12 protein-coding genes are annotated in these 13,193 nt (G+C 72.0%); 5 read left to right on the top strand and 7 right to left on the bottom strand.

All coding sequences use genetic code 11. The features are described 5' to 3' along the window. Positions 1-35: 35 nt before the first annotated feature. The 3 genes from HW837_RS23530 to HW837_RS23540 all read right to left on the bottom strand — a co-directional run bounded on the left by HW837_RS23530 (position 36) and on the right by HW837_RS23540 (position 3,159). Entirely contained in the window at positions 36-902 is an 867-nt protein-coding gene (locus HW837_RS23530) for an SDR family oxidoreductase (protein WP_193380223.1), read from the bottom strand. Positions 903-998: 96 nt separating this feature from the next. Further along, entirely contained in the window at positions 999-2,630 is a 1,632-nt protein-coding gene (locus HW837_RS23535; protein WP_045555542.1) for a phytoene desaturase family protein, read from the bottom strand. Continuing rightward, entirely contained in the window at positions 2,623-3,159 is a 537-nt protein-coding gene (locus HW837_RS23540; protein WP_078853269.1) for an SRPBCC family protein, read from the bottom strand. The genes HW837_RS23535 and HW837_RS23540 overlap by 8 nt, the downstream gene beginning before the upstream one ends. 153 nt (positions 3,160-3,312) lie before the next feature. On the opposite strand from HW837_RS23540, the gene HW837_RS23545 reads away from it, so the two are divergent. The 3 genes from HW837_RS23545 (at position 3,313) to HW837_RS23555 (ending at position 4,974) form a co-directional block, all read left to right on the top strand. Then, positions 3,313-4,215, top strand: a complete 903-nt coding sequence (locus HW837_RS23545) for an amidohydrolase family protein (protein WP_177261742.1) — start codon at positions 3,313-3,315, stop codon at positions 4,213-4,215. A gap of 64 nt (positions 4,216-4,279) precedes the next feature. After that, positions 4,280-4,585: an ArsR/SmtB family transcription factor gene (locus tag HW837_RS23550; RefSeq protein ID WP_045555541.1), complete on the top strand. Its 306-nt coding sequence runs from the start codon at positions 4,280-4,282 to the stop codon at positions 4,583-4,585. Next, a complete protein-coding gene (locus HW837_RS23555) occupies positions 4,582-4,974 on the top strand; it encodes a VOC family protein (protein WP_045555540.1) in 393 nt (130 codons plus the stop codon). Before HW837_RS23550 ends, HW837_RS23555 begins: the two co-directional genes overlap by 4 nt. A 111-nt stretch (positions 4,975-5,085) precedes the next feature. Here HW837_RS23555 and HW837_RS23560 read toward each other — a convergent pair whose 3' ends face one another. Beyond that, positions 5,086-6,804 carry a cellulase family glycosylhydrolase gene (locus HW837_RS23560; RefSeq protein ID WP_193380224.1) on the bottom strand — a complete coding sequence of 573 codons (1,719 nt, stop codon included), beginning with the start codon at positions 6,802-6,804 and terminating at the stop codon, positions 5,086-5,088. A 159-nt stretch (positions 6,805-6,963) separates the two neighbouring features. Here HW837_RS23560 and HW837_RS23565 point away from each other — a divergent pair, with 159 nt between their 5' ends. Together HW837_RS23565 and HW837_RS23570 are read left to right on the top strand one after the other, a co-directional pair. Beyond that, positions 6,964-8,067 (top strand): LacI family DNA-binding transcriptional regulator, encoded by a 1,104-nt coding sequence (locus HW837_RS23565; RefSeq protein ID WP_193380225.1) that lies wholly within the window; start codon positions 6,964-6,966, stop codon positions 8,065-8,067. A 79-nt stretch (positions 8,068-8,146) separates the two neighbouring features. Next, complete coding sequence (locus HW837_RS23570; RefSeq protein ID WP_045555537.1) at positions 8,147-9,670, top strand: glycoside hydrolase family 43 protein; 1,524 nt, start codon at positions 8,147-8,149, stop codon at positions 9,668-9,670. Here the strand turns inward: HW837_RS23570 and HW837_RS23575 are convergent. From HW837_RS23575 to HW837_RS23585, 3 genes are read right to left on the bottom strand one after another with little or no spacing between them, the layout of a single operon-like run. Next, positions 9,649-10,488 (bottom strand): ATP-binding cassette domain-containing protein, encoded by an 840-nt coding sequence (locus HW837_RS23575; RefSeq protein ID WP_093789063.1) that lies wholly within the window; start codon positions 10,486-10,488, stop codon positions 9,649-9,651. The two genes, HW837_RS23570 and HW837_RS23575, sit on opposite strands and share 22 nt — an antisense overlap. Further along, positions 10,485-12,248 carry a dipeptide/oligopeptide/nickel ABC transporter permease/ATP-binding protein gene (locus HW837_RS23580; protein ID WP_045555535.1) on the bottom strand — a complete coding sequence of 588 codons (1,764 nt, stop codon included), beginning with the start codon at positions 12,246-12,248 and terminating at the stop codon, positions 10,485-10,487. The genes HW837_RS23575 and HW837_RS23580 overlap by 4 nt, the downstream gene beginning before the upstream one ends. Beyond that, complete coding sequence (locus HW837_RS23585) at positions 12,245-13,186, bottom strand: ABC transporter permease (RefSeq protein ID WP_045555534.1); 942 nt, start codon at positions 13,184-13,186, stop codon at positions 12,245-12,247. The genes HW837_RS23580 and HW837_RS23585 overlap by 4 nt, the downstream gene beginning before the upstream one ends. Positions 13,187-13,193: the final 7 nt, after the last annotated feature.

Genomic DNA, 13,193 nt, shown 5'->3' on the forward strand with positions numbered 1-13,193 from the left:
AGAGTATCGGTCTGAGTTCCCTGAGTAGCCGACCGTCAGGACCTCGCGTCGGAGTGGCCGCCGGGGCCGAGGAGGCCTGTGGGTCGCAACGGGTGCTCGGATTCGAGGCGGGGGAGGGCGCGGCGGGTCGCGCGCAGGACGAGGGGTGGGATCGCGGCCCGGGCCAGCTGGGTCAGGCGGATCCAGCGCGGGATGTAGACGGCGGTGCGGCGCCGCTCGACGGCGTGGGCCAGACGGGCGGCGACGGTGTCGACGGGCTGCACGTGCCGGGCGGGCGGCGGCATGTGGGTGCGCAGCTCCCGTACGGCCGTGTACCGGTCGGCGTCGCGGATCAGTTCGGTGTCGGTCCAGCCGAGATAGGCGATGCCGACAGCCACACCATGGTGTGCCGTCTCGGCGCGCAGGGTGTGGGCGAACGCCTCGACCCCGGACTTGGACGCGCAGTACGCGCTCATCATGGGCGCGGCGCCGATGGAGGCCAGGGAGGCGATCTGCAGGTGGTACCCGGCGGTCCTCGTCAGGTCCGGCAGGAAGGTCCGGGCCGTCTGGGCGCTGCCGATCAGGTTGACGTCGATGATCCGCCGCCAGGCGGCGGGGTCCGACGCGGCGAAGGGGCCGCCCTCGGCGACGCCCGCGTTGGCCACGACGACCGAGGGTGGGCCGAGGCGCCCACGGATGGTCGCGGCGGCCTCGTCGAGAGCCTCACTGTCGGTGATGTCGACGCGGAGGGCAAGCGCCGGGCCGGGGAGGGCGGCGGCGGTCGCCTCCACAGCCGGTCCGTCGTGGTCGAGCAGGGCCAGGCGGGCGCCCCGGCGGGCGAGTCGGTGGGCCAGCGCCGCTCCGATGCCGCGTGCCGCTCCGGTCACGACGACGGTCCGGTCCACGAGTGGGCTGTCATCCACAGCGGATCCCTCCTTCCTCTTCCTGTCCCTCGTACGGGTCTGTTCCTCGTACGGACCTGCTCCTCATGCGGGGCCGTCCCTCGTCCGGGTCCGGCGTCACCGGCGGAGGCCGGGCTTCCGGCCCGTGCGGTCCCGGTGGGCGAGGGCGCGCTGGGCGCGGGTCAGGCCGGGCAGCCGGTGCCTGCGCAGTGCGGCGCGGGCGGCGTTGGCGCCGGGCGCGCCATGGACCCCGCCGCCGGGGTGGGCGGAGGCGGAGGCGAGGTAGAGCCCGTCCACGGGTGTCTCGGGGCGGCCGGTGCCGGGGGTGGGGCGGAAGACCAGCTGCTGGTGCAGGGCGGCGGTGCCGCCGTTGAGGGCGCCGCCGTACAGGTTGCGGTCGAGGGACTGGAGGGTGGGCGGGGCCAGCACCCGCCGGGCGCGGATGCGGGAGCGGAAACCGGGCGCGAACCGCTCGACCTGGCGTTCGACGCGATCGGCCATCAGTTCCTGCTCGGTACGGTTCCACGTGCCCGTCAGGCCCTCGTCGCCCGCGTCGGACTTGATGACGTGCGGCACGTGCGTGTACGCCCAGGCGGCCTGGGTGCCCGGGGCCGAGCGGGAGGGGTCCGCGGTCGTCATCTGCCCGAACAGGGCGAAGGGGCGGTCGGGTACCTGGCCCATGGCGATCTGGGCGGCACAGCGGGTCAGTTCGTCGACCCCGTCGGCCAGATGGACGGTTCCGGCGCTCGCCGCCGCCTCGGCCCGCCAGGGCACGGGCCCGTCGCAGGCCCAGTCGACCTTGAAAGTGGCGAAGTCCCACTGGAAGCGCCTGAGGTCGGCCAGCACCTGGGAGGGAAGGTGTTCGGGGCCGACGAGTTCGCCGTAGAGGGCCGGTGCGGACACGTCCGCGAGGACGGCGTGGCGGGCGGTCACCGTCTCGCCGTCGGCGGTGAGCACTCCGGCGGCCCGCCCGTCGCGCACCAGGACCCGGCGGACGCGCTGCCCGCAACGGACCGCGCCGCCGCGCGCCCGCAGCCGGCCGACGAGGGCCGCCGTCAGGGCGCCGGCGCCGCCGGCCGGCACGGGGAAGCCGTACGTCTGCCCGAGCATGCACAGCAGCCAGCCGTAGCCGCCGCTGCCGGCGGCCTCCGGTGCGAGGTCGGCGTGCTGGGCGTTCCCGGCCAGCAGGAGTTTGCCGCCCTCGCCCCGGAACTCCTCGTCCCCCATCCGGCGCACCGGTGCCACCAGGGTGCGGGCCATCCGCAGGCCTCCGGCCGCCCTCAGCCGGACGGCGAGGCGGGCCGTGGCGCGCAGCGGCGGGAAGGGGGTGAAGAGCGCGTCCACGATGTCGGGGCCGAGGTGTTCCCAGGTCGCGTGCAGGCGCCTCCAGGCGTCCCCGTCGCCCGGGTGGAAGGTGTCGAGCGAGTCGGCGGTGACGTCGATGTCGCGGGAGAGCACCGCGCACCTGTCGTCGCCGAGGGGGTGGGCGAGGACGTGCGGGGCGTGGCTCCAGCGCAGGCCGTGCTCGTGGAGACGCAGACCGGCGAGGACCGGTGACGCGGCGGCCAGGGGATAGAAGGAGCTGAAGAGGTCGTTGACGAAGTCGGGATCGACCTCCCGGTCGTGGCGCACCGCGCCGCCGGGCTCGGGCTGTTCCTCCAGGACCTCGACGCTCCACCCGGCGTCGGCCAGCAGATTGGCGGCCACCAGCCCGTTGGGGCCCGCGCCGACGACGACGGCGTCAGCCATGGCCGTCGGCGCCGCCGTGCGCCGCGGCCCCGTGCGGCTGTCGCGGGCTCGCGGAGCGCCCTGCCCCGGCCGCCGCCCGGGGCTCCCGCTCGGGCGTGCCCTCGGCCTCGCAGAGCCGGGCGAGCCGGGCGAGCATCGTGCGGTGCCGCAGTTGGATCACCGCCTCCACACCCACGTTGTGCAGTTTTCCGCCCACTCCCTGCAACGGGTGCTCGTCCGCGATCACCAGGCAGTACGGCCCCCAGGGGCGCAGCTGGACGGAGATCCGCGCGGTCCCCAGCACCCCGGCCCGGGCCTCCAGGCCCAGCTCGACGCCCTCCTCGCAGTACCGGACGACCGTCTCGTTGCCCAGTCGCACGGGGCCCACCCGGATCTCGTAGGCGATCGCCGAACCGACCTGCGGCCACTGTCCCCGTACCGGCTCGGAGGCCGAGGTCCCGACGACCCACTCCGCGTACCGGCTGCCGTCCGCGAGGACGTCCCACACGGTCCGCGGGCTCACCTTGATCAGACGATGCCGTACCGCCATGCCGCACCTCCAGGCCGTCCGGGCACTCGGTCGACGGCCGAGTGCCCGGACGGCGCCGAACCACACCAGGCACCCGCGCCGGCGCGACGCAGTCGCGGCGGGAGGGGAGCTTCCGGGCGCGGGGGTGGACCGGGCGCGTCGCCGGAGCCGATCATGGCCCCCATGAGTGACATGCCCGTCGGGGAGGAAGCCGCCGAGATCCGCCGGTTCTGGGAGGCGCTCTCCCTGCCCGGACTCGTCGACGTCCACACGCACTTCATGCCCGAGCGGGTCCTGCGCAAGGTGTGGGAGTACTTCGACGGGCTCGGACCGCTGACCGGCGGGATGGAGTGGCCGATCACCTACCGGCACGAGGAGGCCCGACGGGCCGCCCTGCTCAGGGAGTTCGGTGTACGGGCCTTCACCGCGATGCTGTACCCGCACAAGCCGGGCATGGCCCGGTGGCTGAACGGCTGGGCGGCCGACTTCGCCGGCCGCACCCCCGACTGTCTGCACACCGCGACCCTGTATCCGGAGCCGGGCGTCGAGGCGTACGTCCGGGACGCCGTCGAGGCGGGAGCGCGCGTCTTCAAGGCCCACGTGCAGGTGGGGGCGTACGACCCCGCCGACGAACTCCTCGATCCGGCCTGGGGGCTGCTCGCCGAGGCCGGGGTCCCCGTGGTGATCCACTGTGGTTCCGGGCCCGCCCCCGGCAAGCACACCGGCCCCGAGCCGATCGCCCGGGTGCTGGCCCGGCACCCCCGGCTGCGGCTGGTCGTCGCCCACATGGGGATGCCCGAGTACGAGGACTTCTTCGGTCTGGCCGAGCGGCACGGGGAGGTGCGGCTGGACACCACGATGGCGTTCACCGACTTCAGCGAGGGGTTCATGCCGTTCCCCCGCCGGGCCCTGCCCCGGCTGGCGGCCCTCGGCGACCGGGTCCTCCTCGGCTCCGACTTCCCCAACCTGCCCTATCCGTACGTGCACCAGCTCCACGCGCTGGAGCGCCTGGGCCTCGGTGACGAGTGGCTGCGGGCGGTGTGCCACGACAACGCGGCGGAGCTGTTCGCGCTGTAGACCCGGCGGGAGGGGCCTCGGCCGGCGCTTGATAGGCAAGTGGTTACTTGCCTATGCTGGGGGTGTGGCCGACGACCTGTTCAAAGCCCTGGCCGACCCCACGCGCCGCGTCATCCTCGACGAGCTCACCGAGAAGTCCGGGCAGACACTGTTCGAGATCTGTTCCCGCCTGAGCATGAAGCATCAGCTCGGGATCTCGCGTCAGGCGGTCTCCCAGCACCTGGCCGTGCTGGAGTCCGCGGGACTCGTCGAGACCCGACGGGAGGGCCGCTACAAATTCCATGACATCGACACGACCCCACTGCGGCGGATAACCGAGCGGTGGCCCGTGACCGACACCTCCGGACAGCGCCAGGAGAACACCCCATGAAGATCCATCTGACCAGCGTCTTCGTCGACGACCAGGCCAGGGCCGAGCAGTTCTACACCGGGATCCTGGGCTTCGTGAAGAAGCACGACGTCCCGGTGGGCGAGAAGGACCGCTGGCTGACCGTGGTCTCGCCCGACGAGCCCGACGGCACCGAACTCCTCCTGGAGCCCGCCGGTCATCCGGCCGCCAGGACCTACCGGGACGCTCTCGTCGAGGACGGCATCCCCCTCGCCCAGTTCGCCGTCGACGACGTGCGCGCGGAGTACGAGCGGCTGCGCGGACTCGGTGTGCGCTTCGTCCAGGAGCCCGTGGAGATGGGCCCCGTCACCACCGCCGTCTTCGACGACACCTGCGGCAACCTGATCCAGATCGCGACGCAGCCGAAGTAGAGCGTCCGCCGCTGGTCATCGACCTGGGCGGGGCGGGCGACGCCTTGGTGGGAGGGTGCCGGTGCGGCATGCTCCACTGCGTCGACCGCCCCGCCAGTCCGACGGCCGGCCTCAGGCGGGTGATCCGGTGACGGTGCCGCCCGACTTGGTGACGTGGTACGTCGCCTTCGCACCGCTCCAGAAGTGGAAGGTGAGCGTCACCCGGGAGTTCTCCCGCAGGGAGGTGAAGAACTCGGCCGTCAGCTTGATGGCGTCGTCGGTGTAGGCCGAGAACGCGGTGTCCCACTGCTGGTACGAGGTCCAGTTCGCCGGGCCCGCGTTGCTCCCGTCGTCGTACCGGGCCTCCATGGTGGCGAGCCGGTCGCCCCGGAACCGGGTCGGGACGGACAGACCGGTGGTGCTGCCGGAGGCGGCCGAGAGCTCCGGGCTGTCGGCGGTGATCACATCGATCCGCCAGGGCACGCCCCGGGAGAACCGCGCCTCCAGCGTCGCGTTGACCCCGTACGCACGGTCGCCGGCCAGCTGGGTCAGCGCGGTGGCCGTCAGGGTGAGCCGGTCGCCGGAGAGCGTGTAGTCCCGGCCCTGGACGAGGTTGCGGGAGCCGTGGCGCAGCCCCTGGAAGTCGGTGCCGTTCGGGTTGAGGGTGAGCTCCTCGGCGGTGATGGCACTCGACCGCGGCAGGAACACCTCGTCGCTGGAGGCGGTCCCGGAACGGGTGGTCCAGCTCGACTTGATCTGCCCGAACAGCTCCGCGTCGCGCCACTGGAGGGTGTTGCGGTTCAGGAACTGACCTGCGTCCCACAGCATGGTGGTGAAACTCTTGCGGCGGGCGTAGTCGCCCAGGAACTCGAAGTACTTGCGCTGCTCTCCCCGTTGGATGATGCCGGGACGGTTGTGGTCGTAGGCCAGCAGGGCGTACTCGCCGATGACGACGGGGATGCCGCGCGCGGTGAACGCGGCGTGCACACGGTCGAAGGTGGCGGTGAGGTCCTGCTCCGAGGTGGCGTCGAACCGGGTGTACCCGGCGATGTTCACACTGAACGGCCACCAGCCGTAGAAGTGGACCGTCGTGGCCACCATGGGGTCGCGCAGCGCCGCCAGTTCGGCGGCCAGCGCGTCGAGGCGGCCCTGGTCGGCGTTGGTGTACAGGGTGGGCAGCACGAGCAGCCGGTTCGCGTTGCCGCCGCCGGAGTCGCGGACGATGCGGTGGAAGACCCTGTTCAGCTCGGCCAGCAGCCGGTAGTTCTCGTCGTCGCCGGAGGTGTTCGAGAACGTGGGCTCGTTGATGCTCTCCAGTGCCAGCCGGGGCGACCTGTCGCGGAACTCCGCCGCTATCTGCGTCCAGGTGGCGCGGTAGCGGGCGAGGACGGCGTCATGGTCGCCGGAGAGGGTGTTGACCCACATCCAGGAGTCGTGGTGCATGTTCAGCAGCACGTACAGGTTCTCGTCCAGCGCCAGGTCGACGACCTGGCGCACCTTCGCCATCCAGGCCGCGTCGATCCTGTAGTCGGGGGCGCCGCCCTGGTGGATGCCCCAGGTGACGGGCAGGCGGATGCTCTTGAAGCCCTGCGACCTGACCTTCTGGAAGAGGGCCCGGGTCACCGGGGGGTTGCCCCAGGACGTCTCGTCGGGGATGGCGTCGTAGGTGTTGCCCAGATTCCATCCCGGCTGCATGGCCGCCACCGCGCTGCGGGCGGCGGGGGAACTGGCCGGGGGGACGGGCGGATCGGCGGCCCGTGCGTTGGCGGGCATCAGCGGGAGCAGGACGAGCGCCAGGAGCAGCGCCGTCAGTGCGCTTGCGAGTCGTCCGCCTGCGAGTCTTCTCGTCATCACGTGCACCTTTTGAAGTGGGGGTGTGCGACGCGTGGGACCGGCCCGGGGGCCGGGAGATGCGAACTCGGGAGAGAAAGAAAGTTTCTCTCTCAGCGGCGGAGAAATTAACATGGGGACGCGTCGGAGACCACAGTCGCGGCGACACGAGATGCCAGAATGAACCGGGGACAACCAGCAGACGGGCAGGCGATCTTGGCGGAGCACACGGCCGACGGGCCGCCGGACGGCGACGACGGACAGGGCGACACGTCCCGGCCGGTCACGATCGCGTTCATCGCCGAGTCGGCGGGGGTGTCGGTCCCCACCGTCTCCAAGGTGATCAACGGCAGGTCGGGCGTCTCCCCGGACACCCGCGCCCGCGTCGAGGAACTGGTCGACCGGTACGGCTACCGCAAGCCGACCGGCGCCCAGCGCAACAACGTCGTGGAGCTGGTGTTCCGCGAGCTGGAGCACCTGTGGGCGGCCGAGATCATCCGGGGTGTCGAGCGGGTCGCCCGCCGCCATCGCGTGGGCGTCATGGTCTCCGAGTTCGGCCTGCACGACTCGGACCCGCTCACCTGGGACGACACCGTCTCCCGGCGGCCGAACTGCGTCCTGTCCGTGGCCCAGCTGTCCGAGGCCGAGCGGGCGCAACTCACCGCCAAGGGCATCCCGTTCGTCGTCTTCGACCCGGCCACGGAACTGCCCGACGACGTCCCGTTCGTCGGCGCCACCAACTGGTCCGGCGGCCGGGCCGCGACCCGTCACCTCACCGAACTCGGCCACCGCCGCATCGCGATGATCGCCGGACCGCGGGACCAGCTGTACTGCTGCGCCCGCCTGGACGGCTACCGCTCCGCGATGGAGGCCGCCGGCCTGCCGGTCGACCCGGAACTCGTCGTGCACGCCCCCCTCACCGGTGAGGACGGACAGCGCGCGGCGCGTTCCCTGCTGGCCCTGCCCGACCGTCCGACGGCGATCTTCACCACCAACGACCTCCAGGCGCTCGGCGTCTACCAGGCGGCACGCGAGGCGGGACTGCGGATCCCCGACGACCTGAGCGTCGTCGGATTCGACGACCTGCCGGTCGTGGCCTGGGTCGACCCGCCCCTGACCACCGTGCACCAGCCCCTGACCGAGATGGCCGTGGCCGCGACCGAACTGGCGCTCACGCTCGGCCGGGGCGAGCGGGCCCCCCAGGCCGGGCTGGAGATCGCGACGACCCTGACGGTCCGGGCCAGCACCGCTCCGCCCCCGGAGGCCGACCGGAGAGGCCATTGACCGTCCGGACGACCCTCACTAGCCTGCTCAAGAAACTTTCCACAGCAGCAGAGAAACTTTCGTAACTGCGAAAGGACCCCTGAGGGTGACCAGCGTGTCCGAGACGGACCCCACCGTCAGCAATCCGGTGATCCCCGGCTTCTACCCCGATCCCTCCGTCTGCCGGGCGGGCGACGACTACTACCTCGCCTGCTCCAGCTTCGAGTACTTCCCGGGCGTCCCCCTCTTCCACAGCCGGGACCTGGTGCACTGGACCCAGATCGGCAACGCCCTCGACCGCCCGAGCCAACTGCGGCTCCCGCTGGACACGGCCTCCTCGGGCGGGATCTACGCACCCACCCTGCGCCACCACGACGGCCGCTTCTGGCTGATCGTCACCAACGTCAGCGGCGACGGCAACCTGCTGTTCACCGCCACCGACCCGGCCGGGCCCTGGTCCGACCCGATCCGGCTGACCGGCGTGCACGGCATCGACCCCGACATCGCCTGGGACGTCGACGGCACCTGCTGGTGCACCACCGCCGGAGTGGGACAGATCGGCCTCGACCCCCACACCGGGGAGACGTCCGGCACCCGCCGGCAGCTGTGGTCCGGGGCACCCGGCGCCAAGGCCCCCGAGGCACCGCACCTCTACCACATCGGCGACCACTGGTACCTGCTCATCGCCGAGGGCGGCACCGAACGGGGCCACGGCGTCTCGATCGCCCGGGGCAGCAGTCCCACGGGCCCGTTCGAGCCCTGCCCGGACAACCCGATCCTCAGCCACCGCGGCACCGACCACCCCATCCAGAACACCGGCCACGCCGACCTCGTGCAGGGACCCGACGGCTCGTGGTGGATGGTCCTGCTCGGCGTACGGCCCGGCGGCGGCACCCCCGGCTGGCACGTGCTCGGCCGCGAGACCTACCTGGTGCCGGTCGAGTGGGTCGACGGCTGGCCCGTCGTCGGTGAACTGTCGACCGCCATGCCCGCACCGCCCTGGCCTCTCAGCCCGCCCGCCGCCGCACCGGAGCGCCGGGACGACTTCGACGCCGCCGAACTGGCGCCGCAGTGGATCTCGCTGCGCCGGCGGCTCCCGGAGGACTGCACCACCAAGGAACGGCCCGGTTCACTGACCCTGCGGGCCCGCGGCGAATCGCTCGACGACGCCGACGTGACGTTCGTGGGACGACGCCAGCAGCACCCGTCGTGCCGGGTGCGAACCCTGGTGGACGCGACGGAGGAGCAGGGGAGCGGCGGCCTCGCCGTACGCCTCGACGAACTGCACCACTACTCGGTCGAGACGAGCGCCGGACAGGTGCGGGTCCGCGCCCGCATCGGCCCGTTGAACACGGTCGTGGCATCCCGGCCCGTACCCCCCGGGCCCGTGGTGCTCCGCGCCGAGACGGCCCCCACGCCGATGACCGACGCACGGACCGGCCCCGACCACGTCTCGCTCGGCTTCGAGGAACCGGACGGCACCTACGTCGAACTGGCCTCGCTGGACGGCCGGTACCTGTCCACGGAGGTCGCCGGGGGCTTCACCGGCCGGGTGTTCGGCATGTTCGCCACCGCGGCCTCCGCGCACTTCGACTGGTTCGACTACGAGCCGCTGGAGAGCTGAAGCGACCGCTGCTCCCGGCGCTGCCGCTGCAGGTCCGGGTCGGGCACGGGTGCGGCCGCCACCAGACGGCGGGTGTACTCGTGCCGGGGCCGGTCGCACACATCGACGCTGTTTCCCTCCTCCACGATGCGTCCGTGCTGCAGGACCAGGGTGCGGTCCGCGAACTCCTTGACGACGGCCAGGTCGTGCGTGATGAACAGATACGCGCAGCCGAGCGTGGACTGGAGCTCCGCGAGCAGGCTCAGCGCCGACGCCTGGGTGGTGACGTCGAGGGCGCTGGTCGGTTCGTCGCAGATGATCAGCTTCGGCTTGCGGGCGACCGCCCGGGCGATGGCGATGCGCTGACGCTGACCGCCGCTGAACTGCGCCGGGTACCGGTCCGCCGCGTCCTCCGGCAGCCCCACCCTGCGCAGCAGCTCCGCGATGTCGTCGCGGACCTCCCCGGGGGACCGGGAGGAGCCGGCGAGCAGCGGCTCGGCCAGCGTCCGGCCCACCGGCAGCGCCGGGTTGAGCGACCCGTACGGGTTCTGGAAGATCGCCTGGAGGTCGGGGGCGAGCAGCCGCCGGGCCCGGCCGGTGAGGCGGGTGATGTCCTGCCCGTCGAGCAGGACGCGTCCGCCGCTGACCGGGGTGAGCCCCAGCACCGCTCGGCCGATGGTGGTCTTCCCCGAGCCGGACTCGCCCACGAGGGCCACCGTCTCGGCACGGCCGACCTCGAACGACACCTCCTCGATGACGGTGGTCGGGGGCTTGCGGAAGCCGCGGCCCGGGTAGCGCACCGCGAGGCCGTCGATCTGGAGTACGGGATGTCCGGTCACGCGATCCTGCCCTCGGTCCGAGCGATGCTGGGAGTGCTCTCGATGAGCTTCTTCGTGTACGGGTGCCGGGGCCGGTAGAAGATGTCCTCGACCGAGCCCTCCTCCACTATCCGGCCCTGCTCCATCACGATCGCGCGGTCGCAGCTGTCGGCCACCACGCCCAGGTCGTGGGTGATCAGGATGATCGCCATGCCGTGCTCGTCGCGCAGCGACCGCAGCAGGTCCAGGATGCCCGCCTGCACGGTCACGTCCAGTGCCGTGGTGGGTTCGTCGGCGATCAGCACCTTGGGCGACCCGGCCAGCGCCATCGCGATGACGACGCGCTGGAGCATGCCGCCGGAGAGTTCGTGCGGGTACCGGCGCGCGACATCGTCCGGGTCGCGCAGCTGGACGCTGGTCAGCAGCTCACGGATCCGCTGCCGTACGGCGTCCTTGCCGCCAGGGTCGTCGCTGGTGCGTCGGATCACCTCGGCGAGCTGGGAGCCGATGGTGAAGAACGGGTCCAGCGCCACCATGGGCTCCTGCGACACCAGGGCGATCTCGCGGCCCCTCAGGCGCTGCAGCTCCCGGTCCGGGAGACCGCTGACGCGGGTGCCGGCCAGCCAGGCCGCGCCGCTCGTCACCGCTCCATTGGGCGGGAGCAGTCCGAGCAGGGACAGGCCCGTCACGGTCTTGCCGCTGCCGGACTCGCCCACGAGGCCGAAGATCTCGCCGGGGCGGACGCCGAAGTCGATGGAGTCGACGACGGTGCGGGGCCCCTGGGCGGTGCCGAAGGCGATGGAGTAGTCGCGCACGGCGAGGATCGTCCCGGCCGGCTGCGAGGCGTCCGACGGTTCGGCGGACTTGTCGGGGGCCGCCACGGGGACGGGGCGCCGCGCCCGGCCGCCGGTCGCCTGCCGCCGGTCCTGTTCGATGTCGCGCAGGCCGTCGCCGACGAGCCCGAAGGACAGCGACATCAGGCCGATCACTCCGCCGGAGACGAAGAGCAGATAGGGGTCCTGCTGCATGATCTGCGCGGCCTCGCCCACCATGCCGCCCCAGCTCGGGGCGGGCGCGGGGGTGGCGAGGCCCAGGAAGCCGAGGCCGGTCTGGATGGCGAGGGCGTTGCCGGAGAAGAGGAAGACCGGGACCAGCAACTGCCCGGTCAGCCGCGGGAGGATGTGGCGGGACATGATCCTCGTCGGGCCGAGCCCGGACACCCGGGCGGCGTCCACGAACAGTTCCTCGCGCAGCGCCAGACAGGTGCTGCGGATGATCCGGGCGAGGCCCGCGGACGCGAAGAAGCCGAGCGTGACCATGGCGGCCACATTGCTCTGGAAGAAGATCGCGAGCACGGCGAGGGTGATGATGACCGCCGGGACCGAGAGCATGACGTCCAGCACGGCGACGATGATCCGGTCGGTCCAGCCGCGCAGATAGCCGGCCAGCACGCCCAGGGACAGGCCCACGAAGGCGTACACCAGGACGGCCGCGGCCACGCCGACCAGGGTGGGCCGGCCGCCGTGGAGCAGCCGGCTCAGCACGTCGCGGCCGAGTACGTCGGTGCCCAGCGGATGGTTCGCCGACGGACCGGAGAGCGTGTGGAGCAGGTCCTGCGCCAGCGGCGGATGCGGCGCCAGGAGCGGGGCGAGGATCACGGCGACGGTGATCCCGACGACCACGACCAGCGCCGCGGCGGCGACGGGGCGGCGCCCTATCCCGGCGAAGGGGTTGTTCCTCGCCCGTGATCGCGCCCTCGGGGGCGCCTCGACAGTGGTCATTCCGACCGTACCTTCGGGTTGAGGAGGCTGTAGAGGATGTCCACGAGAAGGTTCACCACGATGACCATGACCGTGAACGTGATGGTGAGGCCCTGGACGACCGGGAGATCGTGCTGGTTGGTCGCGTCCACGACGGTGGTGCCCAGGCCGGGCAGGGTGAAGACGTTCTCGACGAGGATCGTGCCCGGGATGAAGGTGATCATCATCAGGCCGATCGTGGTCACCACCGGCAGTCCGCAGCCCCGCAGGGCGTGCTTCCAGATGATCGACGTCGGCCGGACGCCGGAGGCCCGCAGCGTTCTGATGTGGTCGAGGCCGAGGGTGGTCAGCATCGCGTCCCGGGTGACCTTGGAGATGAACGCGACCCCGCCGATGGCCAGCGAGATCACGGGCAGCACCAGACCGAGCGCCCACTGTCCCGGTGACTCGGCGAACGGGGTGTACCCGGTCGCCGGGAAGACGGCGAACTTGACGGCGAACACGGCGACCAGGACCAGGGCGATCCAGAAGTTGGGCACCGCGCTGCCCAGCAGCGACACGACGTCGAACACCCGGCGGCTGACCCGGCCGCGTGTCGCGCTGTACACACCGAGCGTCACGCCGACGGCGGTCGCGACGACGGTCCCCCCGATCACCAGCGCCAGGGTGACCGGCAGGCGTTGCCCGATCAGCCCCAGCACCGATTCACCGGAGAACAGTGAACTGCCGAGGTCGCCGCGCACGGCGTCACGGAGGTAGAGCCAGTACTGCACGACGACCGGCTGGTCGAGATGCATGGCCGCCCTCAGCGCGTCGTACTGCTCCTGCGTCGCGTTGATGCCGAGGACCGTCCGTGCCGGGTCACCCGGCACGAACGACTCCAGGAGGAAGGTGATCGCCGAGACGATCACCAGCAGCGGCACGGACAGCGCCAGTCTGCGGAGAATGATGGGAAACATCTGTCCT

Origin of the sequence: Streptomyces caniscabiei (genome assembly GCF_014930365.1) — a bacterium.
In the GTDB taxonomy this organism is placed as follows: domain Bacteria; phylum Actinomycetota; class Actinomycetes; order Streptomycetales; family Streptomycetaceae; genus Streptomyces; species Streptomyces caniscabiei.